This window comes from Pseudorhodoferax sp. Leaf274, from assembly GCF_001422445.1.
Classification (GTDB): domain Bacteria; phylum Pseudomonadota; class Gammaproteobacteria; order Burkholderiales; family Burkholderiaceae_C; genus Pseudorhodoferax.
Genome location: NZ_LMNA01000001.1, coordinates 151,955 through 175,846 on the forward strand (window position 1 = coordinate 151,955; position 23,892 = coordinate 175,846).

21 protein-coding genes and 1 pseudogene are annotated in these 23,892 nt (G+C 69.9%); 7 read left to right on the forward strand and 15 right to left on the reverse strand.

The features are described from left to right. Positions 1–11: 11 nt before the first annotated feature. Both ASF44_RS32680 and ASF44_RS00690 read right to left on the reverse strand, forming a co-directional pair. Positions 12–959: pseudogene (locus tag ASF44_RS32680) on the reverse strand (NAD/NADP octopine/nopaline dehydrogenase family protein); the annotation flags it as partial. Between the two features lie 79 nt (positions 960–1,038). Then, positions 1,039–2,016, reverse strand: coding sequence for a tripartite tricarboxylate transporter substrate binding protein (locus ASF44_RS00690; protein WP_056897261.1), 978 nt, complete (start codon positions 2,014–2,016; stop codon positions 1,039–1,041). A gap of 244 nt (positions 2,017–2,260) precedes the next feature. Between ASF44_RS00690 and ASF44_RS32685 the strand changes: the two genes are divergently transcribed. Genes ASF44_RS32685 through ASF44_RS00710 form a run of 5 tightly spaced genes read left to right on the forward strand, consistent with a single transcriptional unit; the run spans position 2,261 to position 7,987 of the window. Further along, entirely contained in the window at positions 2,261–2,416 is a 156-nt protein-coding gene (locus ASF44_RS32685) for a hypothetical protein (RefSeq protein WP_235579088.1), read from the forward strand. 2 nt (positions 2,417–2,418) lie between these two features. After that, a complete protein-coding gene (locus ASF44_RS00695; protein WP_056897262.1) occupies positions 2,419–4,344 on the forward strand; it encodes an AMP-binding protein in 1,926 nt (641 codons plus the stop codon). Beyond that, positions 4,341–5,120, forward strand: a complete 780-nt coding sequence (locus ASF44_RS00700) for a crotonase/enoyl-CoA hydratase family protein (RefSeq protein WP_056897263.1) — start codon at positions 4,341–4,343, stop codon at positions 5,118–5,120. Before ASF44_RS00695 ends, ASF44_RS00700 begins: the two co-directional genes overlap by 4 nt. Before the next feature lie 10 nt (positions 5,121–5,130). Then, positions 5,131–6,300 carry a thiolase domain-containing protein gene (locus ASF44_RS00705; RefSeq protein ID WP_056898130.1) on the forward strand — a complete coding sequence of 390 codons (1,170 nt, stop codon included), beginning with the start codon at positions 5,131–5,133 and terminating at the stop codon, positions 6,298–6,300. Positions 6,301–6,304: 4 nt separating this feature from the next. After that, a complete protein-coding gene (locus ASF44_RS00710) occupies positions 6,305–7,987 on the forward strand; it encodes a 3-hydroxyacyl-CoA dehydrogenase NAD-binding domain-containing protein (RefSeq protein WP_056897264.1) in 1,683 nt (560 codons plus the stop codon). A gap of 27 nt (positions 7,988–8,014) precedes the next feature. Here the strand turns inward: ASF44_RS00710 and ASF44_RS00715 are convergent, their stop codons facing one another. Further along, the gene (locus ASF44_RS00715; protein WP_162243767.1) at positions 8,015–8,446 is read right to left on the reverse strand and encodes a MarR family winged helix-turn-helix transcriptional regulator; all 432 of its coding nucleotides are present in this window, start codon (positions 8,444–8,446) and stop codon (positions 8,015–8,017) included. Positions 8,447–8,608: 162 nt separating this feature from the next. Between ASF44_RS00715 and ASF44_RS00720 the strand changes: the two genes are divergently transcribed. Continuing rightward, the gene (locus ASF44_RS00720) at positions 8,609–9,598 is read left to right on the forward strand and encodes a tripartite tricarboxylate transporter substrate-binding protein (protein ID WP_056897266.1); all 990 of its coding nucleotides are present in this window, start codon (positions 8,609–8,611) and stop codon (positions 9,596–9,598) included. Here ASF44_RS00720 and ASF44_RS00725 read toward each other — a convergent pair. After that, positions 9,582–10,583: a LysR family transcriptional regulator gene (locus tag ASF44_RS00725; protein WP_082524438.1), complete on the reverse strand. Its 1,002-nt coding sequence runs from the start codon at positions 10,581–10,583 to the stop codon at positions 9,582–9,584. The two genes, ASF44_RS00720 and ASF44_RS00725, sit on opposite strands and share 17 nt — an antisense overlap. A gap of 107 nt (positions 10,584–10,690) precedes the next feature. Between ASF44_RS00725 and ASF44_RS00730 the strand changes: the two genes are divergently transcribed. Further along, positions 10,691–11,677 carry a 2Fe-2S iron-sulfur cluster-binding protein gene (locus ASF44_RS00730; RefSeq protein ID WP_056897267.1) on the forward strand — a complete coding sequence of 329 codons (987 nt, stop codon included), beginning with the start codon at positions 10,691–10,693 and terminating at the stop codon, positions 11,675–11,677. Position 11,678: 1 nt separating this feature from the next. Here ASF44_RS00730 and maiA read toward each other — a convergent pair whose 3' ends face one another. From maiA to ASF44_RS00785, 11 genes are all read right to left on the reverse strand, one after another. Then, on the reverse strand, positions 11,679–12,317 hold the full coding sequence (gene maiA, locus ASF44_RS00735; protein ID WP_056897268.1) for a maleylacetoacetate isomerase: 639 nt from the start codon (positions 12,315–12,317) through the stop codon (positions 11,679–11,681). 2 nt (positions 12,318–12,319) lie between these two features. Then, a complete protein-coding gene (locus ASF44_RS00740; protein WP_056897269.1) occupies positions 12,320–13,321 on the reverse strand; it encodes a tripartite tricarboxylate transporter substrate binding protein in 1,002 nt (333 codons plus the stop codon). Between the two features lie 90 nt (positions 13,322–13,411). After that, on the reverse strand, positions 13,412–14,536 hold the full coding sequence (locus ASF44_RS00745) for a cupin domain-containing protein (protein WP_056897270.1): 1,125 nt from the start codon (positions 14,534–14,536) through the stop codon (positions 13,412–13,414). 30 nt (positions 14,537–14,566) lie between these two features. Further along, complete coding sequence (locus tag ASF44_RS00750; protein ID WP_056897271.1) at positions 14,567–15,271, reverse strand: fumarylacetoacetate hydrolase family protein; 705 nt, start codon at positions 15,269–15,271, stop codon at positions 14,567–14,569. A gap of 62 nt (positions 15,272–15,333) precedes the next feature. Continuing rightward, entirely contained in the window at positions 15,334–16,599 is a 1,266-nt protein-coding gene (locus ASF44_RS00755) for an NAD(P)/FAD-dependent oxidoreductase (protein ID WP_056897272.1), read from the reverse strand. Between the two features lie 28 nt (positions 16,600–16,627). Further along, positions 16,628–16,942 (reverse strand): non-heme iron oxygenase ferredoxin subunit, encoded by a 315-nt coding sequence (locus ASF44_RS00760; RefSeq protein ID WP_056897273.1) that lies wholly within the window; start codon positions 16,940–16,942, stop codon positions 16,628–16,630. Positions 16,943–16,953: 11 nt separating this feature from the next. Next, on the reverse strand, positions 16,954–17,427 hold the full coding sequence (locus ASF44_RS00765; protein WP_056897274.1) for an aromatic-ring-hydroxylating dioxygenase subunit beta: 474 nt from the start codon (positions 17,425–17,427) through the stop codon (positions 16,954–16,956). A gap of 2 nt (positions 17,428–17,429) precedes the next feature. Then, a complete protein-coding gene (locus ASF44_RS00770; RefSeq protein WP_056897275.1) occupies positions 17,430–18,692 on the reverse strand; it encodes an aromatic ring-hydroxylating dioxygenase subunit alpha in 1,263 nt (420 codons plus the stop codon). 168 nt (positions 18,693–18,860) lie between these two features. Then, on the reverse strand, positions 18,861–21,464 hold the full coding sequence (locus ASF44_RS00775; protein ID WP_162243768.1) for an EAL domain-containing protein: 2,604 nt from the start codon (positions 21,462–21,464) through the stop codon (positions 18,861–18,863). After that, entirely contained in the window at positions 21,461–23,224 is a 1,764-nt protein-coding gene (locus tag ASF44_RS00780; RefSeq protein ID WP_056897276.1) for a methyl-accepting chemotaxis protein, read from the reverse strand. Before ASF44_RS00780 ends, ASF44_RS00775 begins: the two co-directional genes overlap by 4 nt. Positions 23,225–23,243: 19 nt before the next feature. Beyond that, positions 23,244–23,789 (reverse strand): chemotaxis protein CheW, encoded by a 546-nt coding sequence (locus ASF44_RS00785; RefSeq protein ID WP_082524439.1) that lies wholly within the window; start codon positions 23,787–23,789, stop codon positions 23,244–23,246. Between the last annotated feature and the right edge of the window lie 103 nt (positions 23,790–23,892).

Here is a 23,892-nt window from a genome sequence, read left to right on the forward strand (position 1 = left end):
GCGGCGGCGAGCAAGCTGAGGCACGCCGTGAGCACGGGCGTGCGCACGTCGGCAACGCCACCCAGCGCCTCCAGGAAGGCCAGGCCGAAGGGTGCGTCTTCCAGCACATACCGGTGCTCCAGCACAGCGGGACCGTTCGGGCTCATGCCATTGCGGACGATCGCCGCCGCCATGGTGTGCAGCGGCCCTTGGGGCACGTGGTAGGAGCGCGCATAGTGCTGCTGCAGGGATGGCAGCTCCAACCCGAACGCCATGGCCACGGCGCGTCGTTCACGGTCGAGGCCTTCCGCGAGCCGGCCCACCACGGGGGTGAAGTTGCCGAACAGCGACCAGGCTTCGCCCGACTCCATGCGCGTCAAGTTCGGGATGACCTCCGCTGCATGCGCGATCGGGTTGATGTTGGCCAGCGCTGGCGCCAGGAGGCTGTCCGCGGCGACGAAGCGCTCGCCGAATAGTTGCGCGCAGGTCTGCCGCGCGGATGCAGCGCCCGCAGCACCCACGGTCGCCATGTCGATGCGGCTGCGCAGCGGGTTCACATGCAGCAGGCCGTCCTGCTGAAAGTGCGCGGTCGTCAGCGTGGTTGCCCAGCCCGTGACCTGCACGCCCATGGCTGCCGCGGCGATCCACAGTGGCGCCAGTGACAGCGCACCGCTGACGACCACATGCTGCCCACTGCGCCAGCCCGCATTCAGCGGCCCCAGCACGGCGGCGTATGCGTTGGCCGGCAGGCAGACCAGCACGACGGGAAAGTCCGCGAGCCGGTCTGGCGAGTCCAGCAGTTCGAATTCGACCTTGCCTTGCAGCGCGCCGGTACAGGCAACGGTGGCTGCGTCTCTGTCGCGACGCAGCCGGCCGGCCGTGGGCGACCACATGGCCGGAGCGTGTCCCGCGCGGACGAGGAACGCGGCGGCGGCGCAGCCGATCGGTCCGGCACCGACGATGGCGACGCGGGCCGTCATCGCGCAAGGGCGGTGCGTCGCATGCAGCACCGTTCACGGGAAGAAGCTTGCAAGCACATGGGCGGTCCGTGCATGGCGCTCACTCCAGCGACAGCTTGCGTTCGGCAACCAAGCTGCCCCACTTGGCGAGCCCTTCGGTCGCGTCCCTGCCCAGCTCGGCCGGGCTGCTGGCGACCAGTTCGATGCCCTGCTGGCGCAGCTTGTCCTTCAGTTCATCGTTCTTTTGGGCACTGCGCACCGCCTCGTGCAGCCGCTCGATGATGACGGCCGGGGTGCCGGCGGGTGCGAACAGCGCGAACTTGGTGGCCGACTCGAAGCGCGGCACACCCGCTTCTTCGACCGTCGGCACCTGCGGCAGGAGCGGGCTGCGGCTGCTGCCGGACACCGCCACCGCCTTGAGACGGCCCGCCCGGATCAAGGGCATCGCCACGCCGATGTCGACAAAGCCCACATCCACTTCTCCCGCAGCCACGGCCAGTGTCGCGGGGCCGCCGCCCTTGTAGGGAATGTGGGTGATGGAGGTGCGGGTCAGGTCCTTGAAAAGCTCGCTCGCCATGTGGCTGGTGGAGCCGTTGCCGCCCGACGCGTAGTTCAAGTGGCCGGGCTGCTGCCGCGCCATGTCGAGCAGGCCCTTGACGCCCTGCACGTCCAGCCCCGTCTTCACCGTCAGGATGAGCGGGCTCACGCCGACAAGAGAGACCGGGGCGAGCGCGCCGGGCCCGTACGGCAGCGACTTGATCAGGTGCGGTGCGATGGCGTAGGTGCTGTTGGTCGCCAGCGTCAAGGTGTAGCCATCGGGCTTGGCGCGGCTCACTTCGCCTTGGGCGATCGTGCCGACGGCTCCAGGGCGGTTGTCCACCACCACGGACTGGTCCAGCTGCCTGGCCATGTGGGCGGCCAGCTGGCGCGCCAGGATGTCGGTGGCGCCGCCGGCGGTCCAGCCGATCACCAGCTTGATGGGCTGGCTGGGGTAGCCCGACGCCTGGGCGTTGGCGGCGGGAGCGATGCAGGCCGCGACCAACGCCAGGCCAGCTGCCAGCGCATGTTTGCAATTCATCGGGACACCTCATTGCGTTCAGTGGCTTGCCAGTCTAGGCACCGGACTGCCCCGCAACCAGCGAACGATTTTCAAGGGGTCTTAACCGCAGGTGGACTGGCCGCAGCCACGCGTGGCGCGCTGCGGCATGCCGTGCCCAGCATTCGTTGCCGATCAGTATTAACACCAATTCATAATATAAGCCTTACTGACACTATTGCTGTCCATGAACGCAACGAGCGGAGACAGCCATGGACCTCGAGCGATGACGATGCGCCAAGCGAAGCGAAGCCGCCATCGCCTGTCCCGGCGGCAGGCCCGTTCCATCGTGGCCCAGCGCCGAGCCGCGCAGGCTCTGGCCAGTTCGGGCATCCCGGCCGCCGCGCGGCCGAACGAGATCGGCGACCAGCCGCAGGAGTGAACGTGTCCGCACCAGCCCGCCCGCACACCGGCCGCGATGCCGCATCGGCGCCCTTTCGCGACGTGCCCTTCATCGCACGCGACATCGACATCGAACGCAGGGACGATGGAAGCATCGTCCTGCGCAACCGGCTGGCGTTGCAGGTCGAGGTGCCGCACATCCCGGCGCTCCTGCACACACGAAGCCAGACGCTGCCCGAGCGCGCCTGGCTCGCGCAGCGCCGCGGCCCGGCCGGCGCCTGGGAACATCTGCGCTACGGCGATGCGCAGCGCCAGGTCGATGGCGTGACCCAGGCGCTGCTGCAGCTGGACCGCGCGGGCGCACCCGTCATGGTGCTCAGCGGCAATTCGATCGAGCACGGGGTGCTTGCAATCGCCGCCATGCAGGCGCGCATGCCGCTCGTCGCCATCACGCCGGCCTATGCCCTGCTGAGCCAGGACCATGCGCGGCTCAAGAGCATGGCCGACCTGCTGCGCCCGGCCGTGATCTTCGTGCAGAGCGCGCGCCAGTTCGAACCCGCGCTGCGGGCCTTGCGCACGCTGGCAGGACCGCCTGCCACGGTGGTCTGCGCCACCGATCCCGTGCCCGGCCTCAGCGACGTGCTGTGGCACGACTGGACCCGCACGCCGCCCGGCCCGGCCGTCGCGGCGTCCGTCGCCCGCATCACGCCCGACACCGTCGCCAAGTACCTGTTCACGTCCGGCTCCACCGGCACGCCCAAGGCGGTGACGATGACGCAGCGGGTCCTCACGCACGCCCTGGCCATGCACAGCCAGCTGTGGACCCGGTCGCCGAGCCCCGACGACTGCGCCACGCTCGACTGGATGCCGTGGAGCCACGTCGCCGGCGGCAACACCGTGTTCCACAGCGTGCTGCGCGATGGCGGCACGCTGTACATCGACGACGGCAAGCCGGCGCCGAAGCTGTTCGACGAAACCCTGCGCAACCTGCGCGAGATCTCGCCGCTGCGCTTCGCCAACGTGCCGATCGGCTACGCGATGCTGGCCGACGCATTGGAGCAGGACGAGAGCCTGGCGCACCGCTTCTTCGCCAAGCTGCAGACCATGGCCTACGCCGGCGCACGCCTGCCCGACGAGGTCTACCGCCGGCTGCAGACGCTGGCCGTCCGCCACACGGGCTGCCGCATCCCCTTCGTCTCGGGCTACGGGGCCACCGAGACCGGGCCCAGCGCGCTGTATGTGTTCTGGCCCACCGACCGCGTCGGCCTGTGCGGGCTGCCCCATCCCGGGGTGGAGGCCAAGCTGGTCCCGCTGGACGACGCCCGCTACGAACTGCGCATCCGCAGTGCGGCCGTGACGCCCGGCTACCACCAGCAGCCGCAGGCCACGGCGGCGGCCTTCGACGACGAGGGATTCTTCAGGATGGGCGACGCGGCCAGCTTCGTCGATCCGGCGGACCCGCAAGAGGGCCTGCTGTTCGCCGGCCGTGTCGCGGAGGAGTTCAAGCTGACCTCCGGCACCTTCGTGCGTGTCGGGGCGCTGCGCGTGCAGCTCATCGATGCGCTGGCGCCGTGGGTGGCCGATGCCGTGATCACCGGCGCCGACCGCGGCCACGTCGGCGCCCTGCTGTGGCCCAGCCTGGGACCTTGCCGCGAACTGGTCGGCAACCCCACCGCCACGCTGGCCGAGATCGCCGCCTCGCCCCGGTACCGCGACAAGCTGCTGCAGGCCCTGCGCGCCCACAACACGGCGCACCCCGGCAGCAGCGCGCGCATCGACCGCGTGCTGCTGCTGGAGACGCCCGCGTCGATGGACCACGGCGAGATCACCGACAAGGGCTACGTCAACCAGCGCGTCGTGCTGCAGCGGCGCAGCGATGCCGTCGCGCGCCTGTACGACGACGCCCGCCACGCCGACGTGCTCCACGTCACCGCATCCCCTCAACCGGCAACCGACCGCACCGCATGACCGAACCCCTTTTGATCGCCGAATGCCACGGCGACATCGCCGTGCTCAAGCTGAACCGCGCGGACAAGCGCAATGCCATCAACGACGCGCTGATCCAGGCGCTGGGCGCGTACTTCTCGGCCCCCCCGCGCGGTGCCCGTGTGGTCGTGCTGCACGGCGAAGGTGCGCACTTCTGCGCCGGCCTCGACCTGGTGGAGCGCATGGCCAACCGCAGCCAGAACCCCCTGGACGGACTGCGCCATTCGCGCGGCTGGCACCGCGTGTTCGACCTGATCCAGCACGGCGAGGTGCCGGTCATCAGCGTGCTCAAGGGCGGCGTGATCGGCGGCGGCCTGGAGCTGGCGGCCGCCACCCATGTCCGGGTGAGCGAGGCCTCCACCTTCTACCAGTTGCCGGAAGGCCAGCGCGGGATCTTCGTGGGCGGCGGGGCCGCCGTGCGCGTGCCGCGCATCATCGGCGCCGGCCGCATGGTCGAGATGATGCTGACCGGCCGACGCTACAGCGCCGCCGAAGGCCAAAGCCTGGGCATGTCCCACTACACGGTCGACGACGGCGCCGGCCTGGCCCGCGCCCTGGAGCTGGCCGCGGCCGTGGCGTCCAATGCCGAGGCCTCCAACTACGCCATCATCAACGGCATCTCGCGCATCGCGGACATGCCGGCCGAGGCCGGCCTGTTCGCCGAGAGCATGGTCGCCTCCATGACGGGCGCCGCCGCCAATGGCGACGAACGCATCGCCGCGTTCTTCGCGCAGCGCCGCCAGGCGCGCCAACCCTGAGCGCGCCGCCATGTCGATCCGTGGCAAGGCGTACATCGCCGGCATCTACGAGCACCCCACGCGGCGCGCCGACGGCATCTCGACCGCACAGCTGCATGCGGACGTCGCGCTCGGCGCCCTGGCCGATGCGGGCCTGTCCCTGCACGACGTGGACGGCTTCTTCTGCGGGGCAGACGCACCCGGCCTGGGCGGCATGACGATGGCCGAGTACATCGGCCTGAACCGGCTGCGGCACCTGGACAGCACCGAGACCGGCGGATCGGGCTACCTGCTGCACGTCAGCCACGCGGCGCAGGCCATCGCGGCGGGCCACTGCAATGTGGCCCTGATCACGCTGGCCGACAGGCCGCTGGCGGGCGCCACCGGCACGCGGCTGGCGGGCATGGACCTGCACGGCATGCCCGACCGGCCCTTCCTCGCGGCGGTGCCGCCGGTGCCCGTCTACGGCTACGGCATGGTCGCGCGGCGCCACATGCACGAGTACGGCACCACGCCGGAGCAACTGGCCTGGGTCAAGGTGGCGGCATCGCACCACGCCCAGCACAACCCGCACGCCAAGCTGCGCACCGTCGTCACGGTGCAGGACGTGCTCGACTCGCCCATGGTGGCCGATCCGCTGCACAAGCTCGATTGCTGCGTCATGACCGATGGCGGCGGCGCCATCGTGGTGACGCGCCCCGAGATCGCGCGCGAACTCCGTCGGCCGCGCGTCAAGGTCCTCGGTGCGGGCGAAGCGCTCAAGCACAGCCATGGCGGCGACATCGACCTGACCTACTCCGCCGGCATCTGGTCGGGCGCCAAGGCGTTCGAGGAAGCGGGCGTGACGCCGGCCGACATCCGCTATGCATCGCTCTACGACAGCTTCACCATCACCGTGATCCTGCAGCTGGAAGACCTGGGCTTTTGCCGCAAGGGCGAAGGCGGCCGCTTCGTGCAGGACGGCAACCTCATCTCCGGCATCGGCCGGCTGCCGTTCAACACCGACGGCGGCGGCCTGTGCAACAACCATCCCGGCAACAAGGGCGGCATGACCAAGATCCTGGAGGCCGTGCGCCAATGCCGCGGCGAGGCGCATCCGGCGGTGCAGGTGCGCAACCATGACACGGTGCTGGCCCACGGCACCGGCGGCTCGCTGGCCGGCTACCACGTGGCCGGCACCCTGATCCTGCAGGCGGAGTGAACCCATGCGCAAGACCACGTCACACCTGCCGCCGGCCCCCACGGTGTTTCCCGAAGCCGCGGCGTTCTGGGAGGCGGCCACCCAGGGGCGGCTGCTCGTCAAGCGGTGCGAGGCCTGCGGACGCAACTACTACTACCCGCGGCCAAACTGCCCGTTCTGCGGCCGTGGCGACACGCACTGGCTGCCCACCAGCGGACGCGGCACCGTCTACTCCTTCTCCATCGTGCGCGGCGCGCCGCGTCCCACGGCCATGGCCGTGGTCGAGCTGCCCGAAGGCCCGCGCCTGACCACGGCGATCGTCGACAGCGACGTGCATGCGCTGCAGATCGGCGATGCGGTGCAGGTGCGCTTCGACCCCAGCGACGGCGGGCCGCCCTTGCCCGTGTTCACGACCACGGCCGCCGAGCAGGCGCGCGCCTATGCGCGCCAGGCGCTGGCCGCTTCCCAGGAAGCGCACCGCCCGCCGGACCACACGTCGGCGCCGCTGCAGGCCGCCGCCGTGGTGGGCGCCGGCACCATGGGGATCGGCATCACGCTGGCGCTGCTGGCCGCGGGCCTGCGCGTCTGCCTGATCGACAACAGCCAGGACAACCTGCAGCGCGCCGTGGAGCGCGTGCGTTCCACGCTGGACGAACAACGCACCAAGGGCCGCGTCACCGACGCGCAATGCGATGCGCAGATGGCGGCCCTGCGCACCAGCCGGGAGATGCAGGACATCGCGTCGGCCGACGTGGTGATCGAGGCCGTGTGGGAACAGTTGGCGCTGAAGCAGCAAGTCTTTGCGCAGATCGATACGCACGCGCGCCCAGGGGCACTGCTCGGCACCAACACGTCCACGCTCGACATCGACCGGATCGCGGGCGCCACGCGCCGGCCCGAGGCGGTCATCGGGCTGCACTTCTTCAGTCCGGCCCATGTGATGAAGCTGCTGGAGGTCGTGCGCGGGCCGCGCACCGACGAGGCCAGCGTCGCCAGCGCGCGGGAACTGGGCCGCCGGCTGGGCAAGGTGGCGGTCGTGGTGGGCGTCTGCGACGGCTTCGTTGGCAACCGGCTGATGATGGCGCGCGAGCGCCAGGCCGGCCGGCTGCTGCTGGAGGGCGCTTCACCGCAGCAGGTCGACCGCGTGCTGCGCGAGTTCGGCCTGCCGATGGGAACCTTCGAGCTGCAGGACATGGCCGGCGGCATCGAGCTCAGCTACCGGCGGCGGCAGGAGACCGGCCAGCAGGATTGGCTGATGGACCGCCTGTACGAAGCCGGCCGCACCGGGTTGCGCGCGGGCCGCGGCTACTACCGCTACGAGGCCGGGCAGCGCACGCCGTTGCCGGACCCCGAGGTCCTGCAGCTGATCGTGCAGGCCGCCGCGCGCGCAGGCATCGCCCGCGCACGCATGGCCGACGCCGACGTCTGCGAACGCCTGATCCTGCCCATGGTCAACGAAGGGGCCAAGCTGGTGGCCGAGCGCATCGTGCCGCGGGCCAGCGACATCGACGTCGTCTGGCAGCACGGCTACGGCTGGCCCGCGTGGAAGGGAGGCCCCATGTACTACGCCGACCGGCTGGGGCTGGGCCACGTGCGCGACCGCCTGCGCACCCTGCACCGGCAGCACGGCGACGCCTACCGGCCCGCGGACCTGATCGAACGCCTGGCCGATGCGGGCGGCCGGCTGTGCGAGACGGACGGCGCCTGAGCGCCCGGCACACGCCGCCCCGTCGCCTCACATGTGCGCAGCATGCCGCGCAATGCGCAAGCGGGTCATCCACTCGCGCAACTGCGCGTGCTCGCCGGCCGACAAGGGACTGAAGAACTGGCGCTCCGCCTCGTCGACGAGGCGGTCGCACCGCGCCAGCACGGTGCGCCCCCTGGCCGTGCGCCGGATGTCGATCCGGCGGCCGTGGGCGGGATTGCTGTCACGCTCGACCAGGCCCTTGGACTCCAGGGCCTGGACGAACTGGCCCATCGACTGGGCCGTGATCCGGAGCTTGCGCGCCAGATCTGCCGAGGAGGTGGGCTCCATCGTCGCCAGCAGGCTCAGCACCGTGTACTGGCCCGATGTGATGCCCTCGCCGCGCAGACATTCCTCAAGTTGCTCGGTCACTTCGCCATGAAGGCGCATCACTTGATAGAAGTCGCGGGCACGCAAGGGCATGGTGCGGAGGAGTATAGCCACGGCCTCCTCAGGCGCCGCGCGCCAATCCGGGACCCCACCGGTGCGCTGGCAGCCAGCCATCTGCAACGTGCCGCGGCGCGCCAAGACGTGCCACGGCGCGCCGTCCACCCCCAGGATTTTCACGACAACAAGGAGACTTCGATGCCCATGAACCGTCGCGCTTTTCACCACACGCTGGCCTCCGCCGCGGCCCTACTCGCCTGGCACGGCACATCCAGCGCCGCCACCACGGTACAGACGCTGAAGATTCTGGTCGGCTACCCCGCCGGCGGAACCACCGACGCGGCCGCACGCCGACTGGCCGAAGGCATGCGTGGCCCCTACGCCCAGACCACGCTGGTGGACAACCGCCCCGGCGCCGGTGGCCGCATCGCGCTGAACGAGTTGCGCCGCGGGCCCGCCGACGGCAGCAGCATGGTCGTGCAGCCCGAGGCCGTGCTGACCGTCGTGCCGCATGTGGAGCCCAGGAACGCAAACGTGAGGCTGGAAGACCTGTCGCCCGTCTCGTCCTGCGCCGTGTTGCGCATGGGCTTCGCCGTCGGTCCGATGGTCCCGGCCGACGTGCGCAACATCGCCGACTTCCTGCAGTGGGCAAAGAAGCACCAGGACCAGGCCAGCTACGCGACGCCCGGCTCCGCCACGCCGCAGCGCTTCCTCGTCAGCCAGCTGTCGCGCCAGACCGGCGTCGCGCTGAACCACATCCCCTACAAGGGCTCGGCCCCCGCTGTCATCGACCTGATCGGAGGCCAGGTGGCCGCGATGTGCTCCCCCATCGGCGACGCGCTGCCGCACCTGAAGGAAGGCCGCCTGCGCCTGCTGGCGCTCGCCAGTGCGCAACGGTCCGCACTGGCCCCGGACGTGCCGACGTTCCAGGAGCAGGGCTTCCCCGACCTGATCGCCGACGAGACCTCCGGTGTGGTGATGGCCAAAGGCACGCCGGAAGACACGCTGGCCCGCGCCGCGGCGGCCATCGCCGAGGTGGTGGCCAGCCCCGATGTCGTCCAGGCCTTCGCCAGGCTGGGGCTGGAGCCTGCCTGCGCCAAGCCGCCCGAATACACCCGCATGCTGGCGCGCAACTACGAAGTCTGGGGCCAGCGCATCGCCGCTTCGGGGTTCAAACCCGAGATGTAGACGAGCCTGGCGCCGACCGCCGGACGACGGGGTGCGGCGTCTTCGCACTGCGCTCTGGAGCTCCTTGGTCCGCGGCAGGCTGCTCCGCCGCGAACAGCTCGAACACCATGCCGCGCAGCCACTGGTTCAGCGGCTCCCGGTGCACCTTGGCGTGCCAGAAGACGTTGATCGCCGCCTCGGGCAGCTTGACCGGGTGCGGCCGCAGTGCCAGCCCGAACGGTTCGACCAGCTCGAGTGCCAGCCGCTCGGGCACCGTGGCCACGAGCGCCGTGCCTTGCAGGATGTGGCCCACGCTCACGAAGTGCGGCACGTTGAGCCGCACGGTCCGGTCGATGCCGGCCTTCTGGATCAAGGTGTCGATCGCGCCGTGCCCCGTGCCTGCGGACACGATCACGAGGTGCTCGGCCGCCTTGTAGTCGGCCAGCGTCAGCTTCGGCCGGTCGAGCCTGTGGCCCTTGCGGAACAGGCACACGTAGCGTTGGCGGAACAGCCGGCGCTGGAAGAAGCCAGCCTTCAACTGCGGCAGCAGGCCGATGGCCAGGTCGACCTTGCCGGCCTCCATGTCGTCGCGCAGGTTGGTGGCGTTGTTGCGCACGGTGTTCAGCGTCACGCCCGGCGCCTCGCGGCCCAGCCGCTCCAGCAGCGCCGGCAGGAAGACGATCTCGCCGATGTCGGTCATGCCGATGGTGATGGTGCGCTTGAGCGTGGCCGGCGTGAACTGCATGCGCTGGTTCAGCCCGCTGTGGATCATGCCCAGCGCGTAGCCGACCGGCTCGCCGAGCTGTTCTGCGAACGGCGTGGGCACCATGCCGCCCGGGGTGCGCAGGAACAACTCGTCGTCGAAGATGCGGCGCAGCTTGGCCAGTGCATTGCTGACGGCAGGCTGCGTGAGGCCCATGTTGTCGGCCACCCTGGACACGCGCCGCTCGGCCATGAGTTGCTGGAACAGGACCAGCAGGTTCAGGTCGATGTCAGACAGCTCCATCGCGACTCCACCATTGCCGATGATATGAAGCGCAGATGGTATGGCAGCCCGTGATCCGCCGGCCTCCATCGGCACAATCGCGCGCAGCGCCTCGCAGCCCACCGCCCATGGACATCCTCGTTCAGCCGCTCAACCGCATCATCCGCGCCGCACCGGGCGTGAACCTGCTCGATGCCCTGCGCGCGGCGCAGGTGCCGATGTCCTACTCCTGCCTGTCCGGCCGCTGCGGCATCTGCCGCTGCCGCGTGCTCGATGGCGAGGTGCTCGATGGTGGACGCGAGCAGCAGCGCCCGCTGGACGGCATGGACGGCGCGGTGCTGGCGTGCCAGACCTACGTCACCGAGCCGTGCACGATCGAAGTCCCCACACCCGAAGAGGCGGTGGTGCACCGGGCGCGCGTGGCCAAGGCGAAGGTGGTGGCCCTCGATCCCATGGCGGCCGGCATCCGGCGCCTGCTGCTCAGGCCGGCTAGGCCCATGGAATTCTCGCCGGGCCAGTACGCGCAACTCGCGTTCACGCCAGCGCATGCGCGGCCCTACTCCATGGCCGGCCTGCCGGGCGATGAACTGCTGGAGTTCCATGTGCAGCTGGTCCCCAAGGGCCGCGTCAGCGACCACATCGCCGGGCAGCTGCGGGTGGGCGACACCGTCAAGGTCAGCGGGCCGCTGGGCGCCGCCTACCTGCGCAAGCAGCACACCGGCCCGATCCTGTGCGTGGCGGGCGCCACGGGCCTGGCGCCGGTGCTGTCGGTGGTGCGCGGCGCCGTGGCCTCCGGCATGCGCAACCCCATCGACCTGTACTTCGGCCTGCGCTCGCCACGCGAACTTTACGGCCTGGCCTGGCTGGACGCACTGCGGCAGGCGCACCCTGCACTGCGCGTGCACGTCGTGATGGCATCGGGTGCCGACCCGGCCACCCAGCGGCGCGGCCTGGTGACCCAGGCCATCGCGCAGGACCACGACAGCCTGCGCGGGTGGCAAGCCTACCTGTGCGGCTCACCGCCGATGGTGGAGACCACCATGCTGGTCGCGCTGGGCAAGGGCATCGAGGCGACGCACATCCACGCCGAAGCCTTCTACATGCAGGGCGACTGACTCAGCCCGCGTCCGGCTGCGCAGCGGGCGCCGCCTTGCGGAACGCTTCCAGCTGTCCGCAGGCCGCGTCCACCGCCTGCACGCGCGGCCAGCGCGCCATGTCCACCTTGAAGCGGCGCGCGCCTTCGATCTGCGGCACGAGGTAGACATCCGCGAGCGTGGGCCTGTTGCCGAAACAGAAGTCGCCACGCCGCCGGTCGACCGCGAGGAAGGCCTCGATGGCGTCGAAGCCCGCGCCGATCCAGGTGCCGCACCAGTCGTTCACCGCAGACTCGTCCGCCCTGAAGCGGTGGCGCAGCGCCTCCAGGATGCGCCGGTTGTTGACCGGGTGCACGTCGCAGCCCACGATGGCCGCGAGCGCACGCACCTGCGCGCGGTCGCTGGCGCCGTCGGGCAACAGCGGCGGCTGGGGATAGCGCTCTTCGAGCCATTCGATGATGGCCGGCGACTGCGTCATGCGGTGGCCATCCAGCTCGAGCACGGGCACGAACTGCTGCGGGTTGGTCGCCTGGAAGGCCTGTGCAAGATGTTCCTCGCGCCGCAGGTCGACCGCGACCTGCTCGTACGCCAGCCCCTTCAGGTTCAGCGCGATGCGCAGGCGGTGCGAGGTGCCGCTGCGGAAGAAGGTGTAGAGCTTCATGGTCAGTCCAGCGAGATCCTGGCGCGCTTGACGATTTCACCGAAGGTGCGCGAGTCGCGTTCGATGGCCTTGGTGAGCTCGCCCGGCGGGCCGATGTAGGGCTCGAAGCCGAAGGTCGCCAGGCGTTCCTTGACCTCGGCGCTGGCCAGCACCTTGCCCACGTCGGCATTGATCTTCTCGATGGCTGCCTTCGGGGTGCCGACGGGCGCGAACAGGCCGACCCAGGTCTTCACCTCGAAGCCTGCCGGGCCGCCGGCCTCGCCAACCGTCGGCACATCGGCGTAGCCCGGCAGGCGCTTCGGTGCAGCGAGTGCGAGGAACTTGACCTTCCTGGCCTGGTACATCGGGCCGGCGGTCGCCGCGGAGCCGAAGGCCCACTGGATGTCGCCAGTGGCCACGGAGGTGTAGACGTTGCCCATGTCCTTGAACGGCACGTGCACCATCTTCGTGTCCGTCGCTGCCTCGAGCATCGCCGCGCCCACGTGGGCCACGCTGCCGATGCCCCACGATCCGTACGTGATGCCACCAGGCGCGGCCTTGGCCGCCTTGATCAGGTCGCCCACGTTGTTCCAGGGCGAATTGGCCGCCACGACGACGAAGAAGTTGGTGAAGTACACCGGCGCCACCGGCTCGAAGTCCTTGAGCGGGTCGTAGGGCAGTTGCTTGAACACGTGCGGCTGCAGGGCCATGTGCGTGTTGTCGACCTGCAGCACGGTGTAGCCGTCGGGAGCCGCACGCTTGGCGTCGCCGATGGCGATGAAGCCGCTGGCCCCGGGCTTGTTGTCGATCACGAGCTGCTGGCCCCAGTTGCGCGTCAGGCGTTCGCCAAGGATGCGCATCACCGCATCGGGGCCACTGCCTGGCGAGTACGGCGCCACCGAGCGCACCGGCTTGGCGGGATAGGTCTGGGCCATGGCGGCGGGCAGGCACGCGGCGCCGACGATGAACAGAGAGGACAGTGAAAGGGCGCGCGTGAAGGCGCGTGAACGGGCGACAGTGTGCATGGCTGGCTTTCTTGGCGGTTCGGCCGCTGGCGGCCGGTTGGAAAGGTCTGGCTGGACTCGATGTGGGCGCAGGCGGCGCAGGCAGGCCGCTCAGCCGACGGCTTCGGCGCGGTGCGCGTGCAGCGCCTCGAAGATCGGCGCGTCGCCGAAGCGGAACAGGTCCAGCGCGTCGGAGGCGGATGCCTGGGCCGAGAACGGCTGCCACGATGGCACGACGAACAGGTCGCCGCGGGCTACCTGCCAGGTGCGTTCTCCCACGGTGACGGTGCCGCTGCCGTCGAAGACCTGGAACACCGACGAGCCCACCTCGCGGTGCACCAGCGTCGCGGCGCCGGCGCGCACGCGGTGCATCTCGCAGCGCATGGTGGGCAGCACGTCACCGCCGGTGGTCGGGTTGGTGAAACGCACGGCCGCGTGGCCGGGGCTCAGCGTGCCGGGCTGGCCTTCTGCTTCCAGCGCGAGCTGGTCGGCCAGCGCGCGGTCGGTGTCGGCCCAGCGGTAGGCCAACAGGGGCGACGCGGGCTGGGCGCCCTTGCTGGAGACGGGGCGCAGGCCGGGGTGGCCCCACAGCCGCTCGGCGTACGAACGCTCGGCCGTGCTGCGCTCGGCAGGCGAGACCCTCTCGCGGCCGGCCTCGAAGAACTGGCTCTCGGTGTAGTACGAGAACGGAATGTCCAGGCCGTCGATCCAGGCCATGGGCTCGGTGGCGGCGTTGTGGTGGGCGTGCCAGTTCCAGCCGGCCTGCGGCAGGAAGTCGCCACGCGACATGCGCACGGCGTCGCCGTTGACCACCGTCCACACGCCTTCACCCTCCACCACGAAGCGGAAGGCATGCTGCGTGTGGCGGTGCTCGGGCGCGTCCTCGCCCGGCATCAGGTACTGGATGGCGGCCCACAGCGTGGGCGTGGCGAACGGCCGGCCGCCCAGCGCGGGGTTGGCCAGCGCGATGGCGCGGCGCTCGCCACCGCGGCCCACCGGCACGATCTCGCCGGCCTGCGCGGCCAGGGCCAGCAGCTTCTCCCAGCGCCACAGGTGCGGCACGGCCTTGGACTTCGGGTGCCGGGGCATCAGGTCGCCGATCTCGGTCCACAGCGGCACCAGCAGCTCCTGCTCGAAGCCGCGGTACAGCTGCTCCAGGGCGGGCGTGGGTTCGGGCTGCCCACGCCCCGCGACGGCATGCAGCCGCACCGGGGAAGGCGTCAGGTCGGTGGTCATGGTGGGGGGTCTCCGTGGTGCGACGTTGCTTTATTCGGCCTTGCCGACGTGGAGCACGATGCTGCCCACGCCTTCGATCCGGCCCTCGATGCGGTCGCCCGCCTGCACGGGCCCCACGCCTTCGGGCGTGCCGGTGAAGACCAGGTCGCCGGGCTGCAGGTGGTAGAACCTGGAGAGGTCGGCGATGAGTTCGGGGATGTCCCAGATCAGCTTGGACAGGTCGGACTTCTGGCGCACGGCGCCGTTGACCGACATCTCGAGCGCGCCCTCGCGCAACACGCGCTGCGGCATGGGCACGATCTCGGAGACGACGGAGGACTGCTCCACGTCCTTGCCCAGGTCCCAGGGCCGGCCCTTCTCGCGGGCCACGAGCTGCAGGTCGCGGCGGGTCATGTCCAGGCCGCAGGCGTAGCCGTAGACCAGGCGCGGCGCATCCGCCTCGCTGACGCGGAAACCGGCCGTGCCGATGGCCAGCACCAGCTCCATCTCGTGCTGGTAGTCCTGGGTGCCGGGCGGGTAGGCCACGGTGGCGCCGGACTCCACCAGCGTGGACGGCGCCTTGGTGAAGTAGAACGGCACCTCGACCGACTTGTCGACCGGGCGGCCCATCTCCACGGCATGCGCGTGGTAGTTGCGGCCGACGAAGAACAGGCGGTTGACCGGCAGGCGCTCGCTGCGCCCGCGCACGGGCAGCGAACGCACGGGCGGCGGGGTCCAGAGGTAGGTGGTGGTCATCGGGGTTTTCCTTTGCGGTGGATGGTGTGGATGGGGGTCTGCATCGGCGCGCTGGCAGCCGGTCACAGCCTGGACAGGGGCGTGCCCGGATCGGCCAGGCGTTCGGCATCGACGGGCTTGTGCTGCTCGATCAGCCGGCGCGCGAAGCGCAGGTCGCGCGCCGCATTCGGACCGATGGCGGCCTGCACCACGTCTCCGGCCAGGTAGAACAGCACGAAGCTGCCGCTGGCCGGATCACCGCGCCGCACCACGCGGTGCGCGGCGCCGGGCATGCCGTAGATCTGCAGGTTCATGCCGTATTGGTCGGACCAGAACCAGGGCAGCGGCTGGTAGTCCACCGCGCGGCCGAGGGCCGAACGCGCGGCGGCGATGCCCTGCTCCTGCGCGTTCTGCCACGACTCCAGCCGCAGCCGGCGGCCGGCCCAGGGATTGGCCGCCACGGCCACATCGCCGGCCGCCAGGATGTCGGGGTCCGAGCTGTGGCATTGCGCATCGACGAGCACGCCGCCATCGCAGGCCAGGCCCGCGGCGCGCGCCAGTTCGTCGTTGGGCACCAGGCCGATGCCGAGCACGATGGCATCGCAGGCGAGCGCGCTGCCATCGGCCAGCTGCACCACCGGGCGGCCATCGCCCCCCGTGGCGAAGCCGTTGACGCCGGCGCCCAGCAGCACGCGCACGCCCTGCGCGCGGTGCAGTGCGAGCAGGTGGTCGGAGATCTCCGCCGGCACGGTGCGCTCGCACAGCCGGCCCTGGGTCTCGACCACCACGGCATCGGCGCCCCGTTGCCGCGCCGTGGCCGCGACCTCCAGGCCGATCCAGCCGCCGCCCACCACCACGATGCTGCGGCCGGGCGCGAGGACCGGCGCCAGCGCCGCGGCATCGCCGATGGTGCGCAGCGTGTGGAGCGGCACCCGGTCGGCACCCGGCAAGGTGAGCCGTCGGGCACGCCCGCCGGTGCACAGGATCAGCTTCTCGTACGGCACCACGGCGCCATCGGCCAGCACCACCTGCCTGGCGGCACGGTCGATGCGCAGCACCTGGGCGCCCGGGCGCCAGTCGAGGCCCAGGGCCGCGAAGGCCTCGGGCTTCAGGAGGTGCGTGCTCTCCGGCGGCGCCGTGCCGGACAGCACGGCCTTGGACAGCGGCGGCCTCTCGTGCGGCGGATGCGGCTCGTCGCCGACCAGCACCACCCGGCCCGTGAAGCCTTCGGCGCGCAGCGTCCGGGCCGCCCAGCCGCCGGCCTGGCCGGCGCCGACGATCACGATCGTGCGGGCCGCGCTGGCATCCGTGCATGCGGCGGCCGCGACCTGGGGTCGCTCAGCAGTCATGGGTTCTCCTTGGTGGCCTGGAAAAAGCTCAGTCGAAGGCGAGCCAGACGCGGCCGCCTTCGATCTTCACGGGGTAGCTGCGCAGCGCCTCGGTCACCGGCGCGCAGGTCGGCTGGCCGGAGCGCACGTCGAACTTGCCCTGGTGCAGCGGGCACTCGATCTCGTGCCCTTCGAGGAAGCCATCGCACAGCCGTGCGTGGCCATGGGTGCAGATGTTGTCGGTGGCGAAGACCTCGCCATCGACGCCGTACAGCGCGATGTCGCGGCCAGCGACGGCCAGGCCGACCACGTCGTCCTGCGGCACCTCGTCCTGCGCGGCCGCGTCGATCCAGTTCATGGGCATGGCGCGGCTCCTCAGATGGGGTAGATCAGCGAGTTGGGGATCATCTCGCTGTCGTAGACGACCAGGCGCGCGGCGAACTTCAGCCCCTGCGGCGTGCGCACCACTTCATCGAGCGTGCGGCCCACGTTGAACACGGTCGTCTCCTTGGACAAGCGCGTGCGGAACACCGCGTAGTTGGCCTCGCTGTGGATGCGACCATCGGCATCGACCCGGTGCACAAGCGGCGTGCCGACCACGTGGCGCTGGTAGTAGGGATCGTGGAACAGGGTCTCGCGGATGCCGTAGACGCGGTCTTTCAGCATGCCCTTGCTGTCGAACGCCAGCGTGGCCAGCGGAAAGCCTCGCTCGTGGTTCTCGCGCGGCTGCAGCTTGTAGACGCAGTCGTCGATGAAGAACTCGGGCCAGGCGTCCCAGTCGGCCGCGTCCAGGGCCGAGGCGTAGCGCGCATACAGCTGCGTCAGCTCGAAGTGGTTCTGCCAGTCCATGGTCACGCCTCCATCACCTTGCGCCAGTACGCGTACATGCCCCGGATCAGCGTCTCGGTCACCATGTGGTCCGTGTCGCCGACCTCGCGGCCACCGAGTTCGGCCAGCGTGCGGTGCACGGGCTTGGTCTCGAAGCCTTCCTGCGACCACTCGATGACCTCGCCGTCGTCGGCAGAGACGAAGCCCGCCGGGCCGAACAGGTTGGCCTGGCGCAGCCGGCGCTGCGTCATCTCCTCGCTGTCGTCCTCGAAGCCGAAATGCGTCCAGACGAAATCGAAGGCGCCGTGGCCGTCCGGCTGGATATGGCGCGTCGAGACGCTGTTGACCTGCTGCTGGAAGATCACGCTGGGGAACACGGTCATCATCACGGCGGTGGGCGCGCCCCACCAGGGCTCGTGCACGATGTCGAGGAAGCGCGCGTCGTGGAGCTCCATGCCCGCCTTGAAGCTGGACACCTGGGTCACGTCGGCCGCCTTGCCGGACGCGCCGCGCGTGGACACCATGGCCGCATGCCGGTGCTGCGCATCCATCAGCAGCTGCGACTTGTTGTCGGCGCGCCAGAGCCCGAAGGTGACGAACCAGGTGTGCAGCAGGCCGGGGTGGTATGGGTCCTTGATGTTCTCCTGCATCAGCTTCCAGTTGCCGGGGATGCGCTGGCGGTTGTAGCCCAGGATCTTGAGCTGGCGGCCATCGAACAGCCGGTCGAAGTAGGCCAGGACGACCGGACCGAGGAAGTCCTCCAGCGGCTCCACACCATGGTCGAACGAGGCGAAGACCACGCCGCCACGCACGGCGACCTTGAGCTTGGTCAGCCCGTGCTCGGCCGGCTTGAAGTCGGCCGGCATGCCGCCGTTGACCTTGCCATCCTGCTTGACGCCGCGGCGAAACGGCACGCCCTGCAGGTCGCCCGACAGCGTGTAGTTCCACTGGTGGTAGGGGCAGGTCAGGCTCTCGCGGTTGCCATGGCGCTCGCGGCAAAACGCCATGCCGCGGTGCGCGCAGACGTTCTCCACCACGTGGATGGAGCGGTCCTTGTCGCGCACCAGCAGCACCGAGCGCTCGCCGATCACGGTGCGCTTGAAGTCGCCGGCGTTGGGGATCTCGGCCTCCAGGCCGACGTAGCACCAGTGGCCGTTGTAGAAGAGCCGGTCCAGTTCCTTGCGGTACAGGGTCTCGTCGGTGTAGGCCTGGAACGGGATGCGGCTGGTGCCGTCGCTTTCCCAGCGGATCTGCTGCGGAAAGACGGTCGCGGGGCATTCATGCATGGGGCGTCTCCTGTCGTGGTCGCTGCGTGCGCGGTGCGCTCGCACCGTGCTCCCGGAGCGGCGGCCGCTGCTGGTCAGCGGCCTCTCCGAGGTTGGACGCGATCATTCGTGCAGGCGGAACATCAGTCAATGTGACGGGAGTGATGTTCCATATCACCCATGTGAATACTATGGCAGGCCCGCCGCCCACACCTCGAACGCGCAGGCGTCCATGGGCCTGGCGATCAGGTAGCCCTGTGCCACCCGGCAGCCCAGCTCCGCCAGCAAGCGGCACTGGGCCTGCGTCTCGACGCCTTCCGCGACGACCGTCAACCCCAGGCTGATGCCGATCTGCAGGACGGCATTGCACAGCGGCAGCGCGCTGTCGCGGGTGCCCAGGTCCGCCACGAAGCTGCGGTCGATCTTGAGCTCGGTGATCGGCAGCCGGTGCAGGTAGTTGAGGCTGGAATATCCGGTGCCGAAATCGTCCATCGACAGCCGCACGCCCAGGGCCTGCAGCGCGTGGATGGTCTGCATCGTGTCGGCATGCTTGTCGAGCATCACGCCTTCGGTGACCTCGATGATGAGGTCGGCAGGACGCAAGCCATGGCTGCGCAGCGTTTCCTCCACCAGGCGGGGCAGGTCCGCGTCGTGCAGCGTCAGCGGCGACAGGTTGACCGATATGGAAGGCACGCGCATTCCACGCAGCCGCCACGCGGCCAGCTGCGCACACGCGGTGCGCAGCACCCAGTGGCTCAGCTCGCCGATCAGGCCGCACTCTTCGGCCAGCGGGATGAAACTGGCCGGCGGCACGTTGCCGCGCACCGGATGCTGCCAGCGCGACAGCACTTCGACGCCATGCAGGCCCTGGGTCGCCAGGTCCAGCTGCGGCTGGTAGGCAAGGCGCAGCGCGCCCTCGCGCAGGGCCTGCGCCAGATCGGCCTCCAGCAGGAGGCGCTCCTGCGCGATCGCGTTGAGTTCGCTGCTGAAGAACGCGAACGATCCGCGGGCCTCGCCCTTGGCCTGGTACATCGCCATGTCGGCGCGCTGCAGCAGCGCGTCGATGCTGCTGCCGTCGGCAGGAAACATGGCGACGCCGAAGCTGGCGGTCGGCCGGATGGTGGCGCTGCCCAGTTCCACGGGCTCGTGCAGCACCCCTTGCAGACGTTCGACGACATCGGCGGCGCGCCGCGCATCGCAGACCGGCAGCACCAGGACGAATTCGTCGCCGGACAAGCGGCAGACGATGTCGGCCGTGCGGCGTCCCTGCATCAGGCGCGCGGCGACGGTCTTGAGCAGCTGGTCGCCCGCTGGATGCCCGAGCGAGTCGTTGACATGCTTGAAGCGGTCGAGATCGATGAACACCACCGCGGCGGGCGTCGCGTTGCGTGCCGATGTCGCCAGCGCCTGCTCGGCCTTGGCATGGAGCAGGCTGCGGTTGGGCAGGCCGGTGAGCGCATCGTAGAACGCCAGCCGGTGGATGCGCGCCTTGGAGCGCTCGCGCTCCAGGGCCAGCGCACAGAGATGCACGCACGCGGCCATCAGCTTGCGGTGGAATCCGTCGGGCGGCTTGCACTCCGCGTAGTGGAAGATGACCGCGCCGGCAACGATCCCCTGCACCGTCCGGATGGGAACCGCCCAGAAGGCGCGGTAGCCGACCGCGGTCAGCGGGTCCTTGAAACTGGCCCAGCGCGCATCCGTCGCGATGTCGATGAACGCGCCCTCCTCGGCGGAAGGCCGTGCATCCCTGCTGGCGATCATGTCCAGCTTGAGCACCTGGCCCGACAGGTGGGCCAGGTAGGCGCTCGGCAGTTGCGGCGCCGCCAGCGGGTTGATGCGGCCGGACAGGTCGAACCGGACCACGCAGCTGGCCGTGCCCGGCAGGATCTTGTCCACCTGCTCGCACACCATCGTGGCCACGTCGCTGATGGAGCGCTCGGCCGCGATCGCCTCCAGCACGCGGTGCTGCATCACCTGGTGCATCTTGGATTCGGTGATGTCGGTGATCACGCTCACGGTGTTGATCAGCTGGCCTTCCTCGTCCATCACCGGGTTGGTGGCGATGCTGCACCAGTAGCGTTCTCCGTGGTGCCCGCGCAGCAGCTCCTGCCGCCGGATCGGCACGCCCGCCTTCAGACCGGCGTGCAACGCGAGGATCTCGCGCTGCGGAATCTGCGGCGCCAGCAGGCCGGGCGGAACGTGGCCACCGGCCTCCCGCAGGGTCATGCCGAACATCCGCGTGAAGCCGTTGTTGACGTAGGCGATGCGCCAGTCGGCATCCGTGATGAGCACGGCGTTGTCGGTCGCATCGGCCACCAGCGACAGCCGCCGCGTTTCTTCCTGTGCACGGCGCTCGCGCTCGATGCGCTCCGTCACGTCGCTGGCCATCTTGAAGATGCTGACGACGTTCCTGTCGGCATCGAGGATGGGCGCGTAGGTGGCTTCGAGCCAGCGCTTGGCGCCGTCGCGCGTGCGGCGCTCGCAGATGTCGGCGTAGGCCTGGCCGTCCCGCAGCCGCTGCCAGAACAGCGCATAGGCCGGCGACGCGGCATGCGCAGGGTCGCAAAAGATGGTGTGCCGAACGCCCTGCACCTGCTCGAGCGCGTAGCCGAAGATGTCCAGGAACAGAGGATTCGCGTACAGCAGCTTGCCATCGGGCGAGAACTCTGCGATCGCCTTGACATGGCCCAGCGTCCGGATGATCGCGTTGCGCTCGGCAAGGTGGCGCGACGCGATCGGGTCGTTGGCAGGACGCACCACCGGCACGTCCTGCGCGGTGGTGGCGAGGTTCAAAACGCCTCCCAACCAGGGTCGGTGCCCGCAGAGGCCATCGCCAGCTCGGGGCGGGCAGCGGCAGCAGGTCGCTTGGCCGCCTGCAGGGCGGTGGCCTTCCTGGCCGCGCCCGGTGCGGCAGGCCGCGGCGCCGGCGACCTGGGCGCCGGCGCGGTCCGTTCGACTGCGGGAGCCGATGCGGCGGTGGGTACCGCTGCCACGTTCGCCAGCTTGAACACGCTGACGGCCTCGACCAGGTGGACGGTCTGCTGGTTCAGGCTGTCGGCCGCGGCCGCAGACTCTTCGACCAGCGCTGCGTTCTGCTGCGTGACCTGGTCCAGCTGCATGACGGCATCGCTGATCTGGCTGATGCCCTGCGTCTGCTCACCGGTCGCTGCGCTGATCTCGCCGATGAGGTCGGCCACGCGCTGGACCTGCCCGACGATGTCGCCCATGGTGGCGCCCGCATCGGCCACCAGGCGCGAGCCCGTCTCCACCTTCTCGACGCTCGCGCCGATGAGCTGCTTGATCTCCTTCGCCGCCTCGGCCGAGCGGCCGGCAAGGCTGCGGACTTCGCTGGCCACGACGGCGAATCCGCGGCCCTGCTCGCCTGCGCGGGCCGCCTCGACCGCGGCATTCAGCGCAAGGATGTTGGTCTGGAAGGCAATGCCGTCGACGACGCCGATGATGTCGGAGATCTTCTTGGAGCTCTCGGTGATGGCCTGCATGGTCGAGACCACCTGGCCCACCACCACACCGCCCTGCTTGGCCACTGCGCTGGCCGACGCCGCCAGCTGGGTGGCCTGGCGCGCGGTCTCGGAGTTCGATTGCACGGTGGAGGTCAGCTCTTCCATCGAGGCCGCGGTCTGCTGCAGGTTGGCCGCCTGTTCTTCCGTGCGCTGGCTCAGGTCGGCGTTGCCGGCGGCAATCTGCGTCGCGCCGGTCGCGATGTTGTCGCTGCTGGCCCGCACCGTGCCCACCACGCGCACGAGGCTCTGGTTCATGGCTTGCAAGGCCGCCAGCAGGCGGCTGGTCTCGTCCTTGCCGGTGACCTCGATCTGCGACGTCAGGTCGCCGGCGGAAACCGTCTCGGCCACCTCGACCGCGCGGGCGATCGGACGGGTGATCGACAAGGTGATCAGCCACGCGGCGGCGATGCCGAACGCCAGGCCGATGCAGCACAGCACGAACACCCAGGCGCGGGCCGAGGCGTAGGCGGCCTCTGCCTCCTTCGTCGCGGCAAGCGTCTGCTGCTCCTGTTGGGCGGCGAACTCGCCGAGCGCCAGCAACCAGGTCTTCTGCGGACCCGTGACCTCGCGGGACAGCACCTGGACGGCTTCGGCGTTCTTGTTCTCCAGGCCGAGTGCGACCAACTTGTCGATGAGCGGGCGCGTCGTTGCCTTCATGGCCAGGATCCTGCTGAAAAGGTCCTTGCTCTCCTGCGCCGCGCCGGGCATGGCCAGCATGCGCGCAAGCTCCTGTTCCGCGGCGTCGTAATGGGCCCGCGACTTGATCAAGGCTGCGTCGACCTCCTGCATCTGCGCCTGGTCCTCGAGCAGCACGATGTCCCGGCTGGCGATGGCCACCTGGTTGACCGCAATGCGCATGGCCACGGCCAGGCTCGCCGCCTTGTTGTGCACGTTGGCGATGTCTTCGAGGCGGCTCTGCACCTGCCCCATGCTGTGGATCCCCAGCAGGCCGACCAGCACGAGCAGAGACAGCACGGCGCCGAAGCCGGTGGCCAGGCGCGTGCCCAGCTTGAAGTTTTTGAGGAAGTTCATGGTGGGGTCTCGATGGGGTTCACTGGACTGCAGGCGAAGTGCCTGCGCGGAGCGCGGCCAACAGGCGCGCGATGTCGATCAACAGGACGGTGCGGGGCTGGTCGGCCGGCCCCAGCGTGAGGACGCCGCGGACGTTGTCGGCCAGCAGGCCGTCGCCGAGGTGCGGCGCAGGCTGGACCTGCAGTTGCTCCAGCTCGACGACGTCGGACACGGCGTCGACCACGACCGCGACCACGCGGTCTTGGAGGTGCAGAACCACCGTCACCGTGGTCTGGTCGAGGCCGGCCTGCATGCCGAACAGCAGGCGCAGATCGATGACGGGCACGATGGTCCCGCGCAGATTCAGCACGCCCTTCATGTGGTCGGGCATGGCCGGGATCGATGTCGGGGCCACGTATCCCCGGATCTCCTGGACGTCGAGGATGCCGATGGCGTACTCGACGGCGCCCAGGCGGAAGGTCAGAACGCGGTCGTCGGCCGTGGGGCAGTCGTCTGGCGTCCAGTGACCCGGAGCAGCGCCAGGGACGGAAACCGGTGTGGCGGAACTAGGTTGAAGGGCTGGCATGGGAACGGTGTCTGTGAAGGGTGTGGGCGCCGGCCGTCGGCGCGAAAGGGCTCAAAGCCATACGCAATTACACGTACACCATTGAATTGCGCGCAACTTTTTT

Bases quoted from the DNA above. Each gene is read 5' to 3' on its own strand.
- ASF44_RS00690 (WP_056897261.1), bottom strand. From the start codon at position 2,016: ATGAATTGCAAACATGCGCTGGCAGCTGGCCTGGCGTTGGTCGCGGCC.
- ASF44_RS32685 (WP_235579088.1), top strand. From the start codon at position 2,261: ATGACGATGCGCCAAGCGAAGCGAAGCCGCCATCGCCTGTCCCGGCGG.
- ASF44_RS00700 (WP_056897263.1), top strand. From the start codon at position 4,341: ATGACCGAACCCCTTTTGATCGCCGAATGCCACGGCGACATCGCCGTG.
- ASF44_RS00705 (WP_056898130.1), top strand. From the start codon at position 5,131: ATGTCGATCCGTGGCAAGGCGTACATCGCCGGCATCTACGAGCACCCC.
- ASF44_RS00710 (WP_056897264.1), top strand. From the start codon at position 6,305: ATGCGCAAGACCACGTCACACCTGCCGCCGGCCCCCACGGTGTTTCCC.
- ASF44_RS00715 (WP_162243767.1), bottom strand. From the start codon at position 8,446: ATGCCCTTGCGTGCCCGCGACTTCTATCAAGTGATGCGCCTTCATGGC.
- ASF44_RS00720 (WP_056897266.1), top strand. From the start codon at position 8,609: ATGCCCATGAACCGTCGCGCTTTTCACCACACGCTGGCCTCCGCCGCG.
- ASF44_RS00725 (WP_082524438.1), bottom strand. From the start codon at position 10,583: ATGGAGCTGTCTGACATCGACCTGAACCTGCTGGTCCTGTTCCAGCAA.
- ASF44_RS00730 (WP_056897267.1), top strand. From the start codon at position 10,691: ATGGACATCCTCGTTCAGCCGCTCAACCGCATCATCCGCGCCGCACCG.
- maiA (WP_056897268.1), bottom strand. From the start codon at position 12,317: ATGAAGCTCTACACCTTCTTCCGCAGCGGCACCTCGCACCGCCTGCGC.
- ASF44_RS00740 (WP_056897269.1), bottom strand. From the start codon at position 13,321: ATGCACACTGTCGCCCGTTCACGCGCCTTCACGCGCGCCCTTTCACTG.
- ASF44_RS00745 (WP_056897270.1), bottom strand. From the start codon at position 14,536: ATGACCACCGACCTGACGCCTTCCCCGGTGCGGCTGCATGCCGTCGCG.
- ASF44_RS00750 (WP_056897271.1), bottom strand. From the start codon at position 15,271: ATGACCACCACCTACCTCTGGACCCCGCCGCCCGTGCGTTCGCTGCCC.
- ASF44_RS00755 (WP_056897272.1), bottom strand. From the start codon at position 16,599: ATGACTGCTGAGCGACCCCAGGTCGCGGCCGCCGCATGCACGGATGCC.
- ASF44_RS00760 (WP_056897273.1), bottom strand. From the start codon at position 16,942: ATGCCCATGAACTGGATCGACGCGGCCGCGCAGGACGAGGTGCCGCAG.
- ASF44_RS00765 (WP_056897274.1), bottom strand. From the start codon at position 17,427: ATGGACTGGCAGAACCACTTCGAGCTGACGCAGCTGTATGCGCGCTAC.
- ASF44_RS00770 (WP_056897275.1), bottom strand. From the start codon at position 18,692: ATGCATGAATGCCCCGCGACCGTCTTTCCGCAGCAGATCCGCTGGGAA.
- ASF44_RS00780 (WP_056897276.1), bottom strand. From the start codon at position 23,224: ATGAACTTCCTCAAAAACTTCAAGCTGGGCACGCGCCTGGCCACCGGC.
- ASF44_RS00785 (WP_082524439.1), bottom strand. From the start codon at position 23,789: ATGCCAGCCCTTCAACCTAGTTCCGCCACACCGGTTTCCGTCCCTGGC.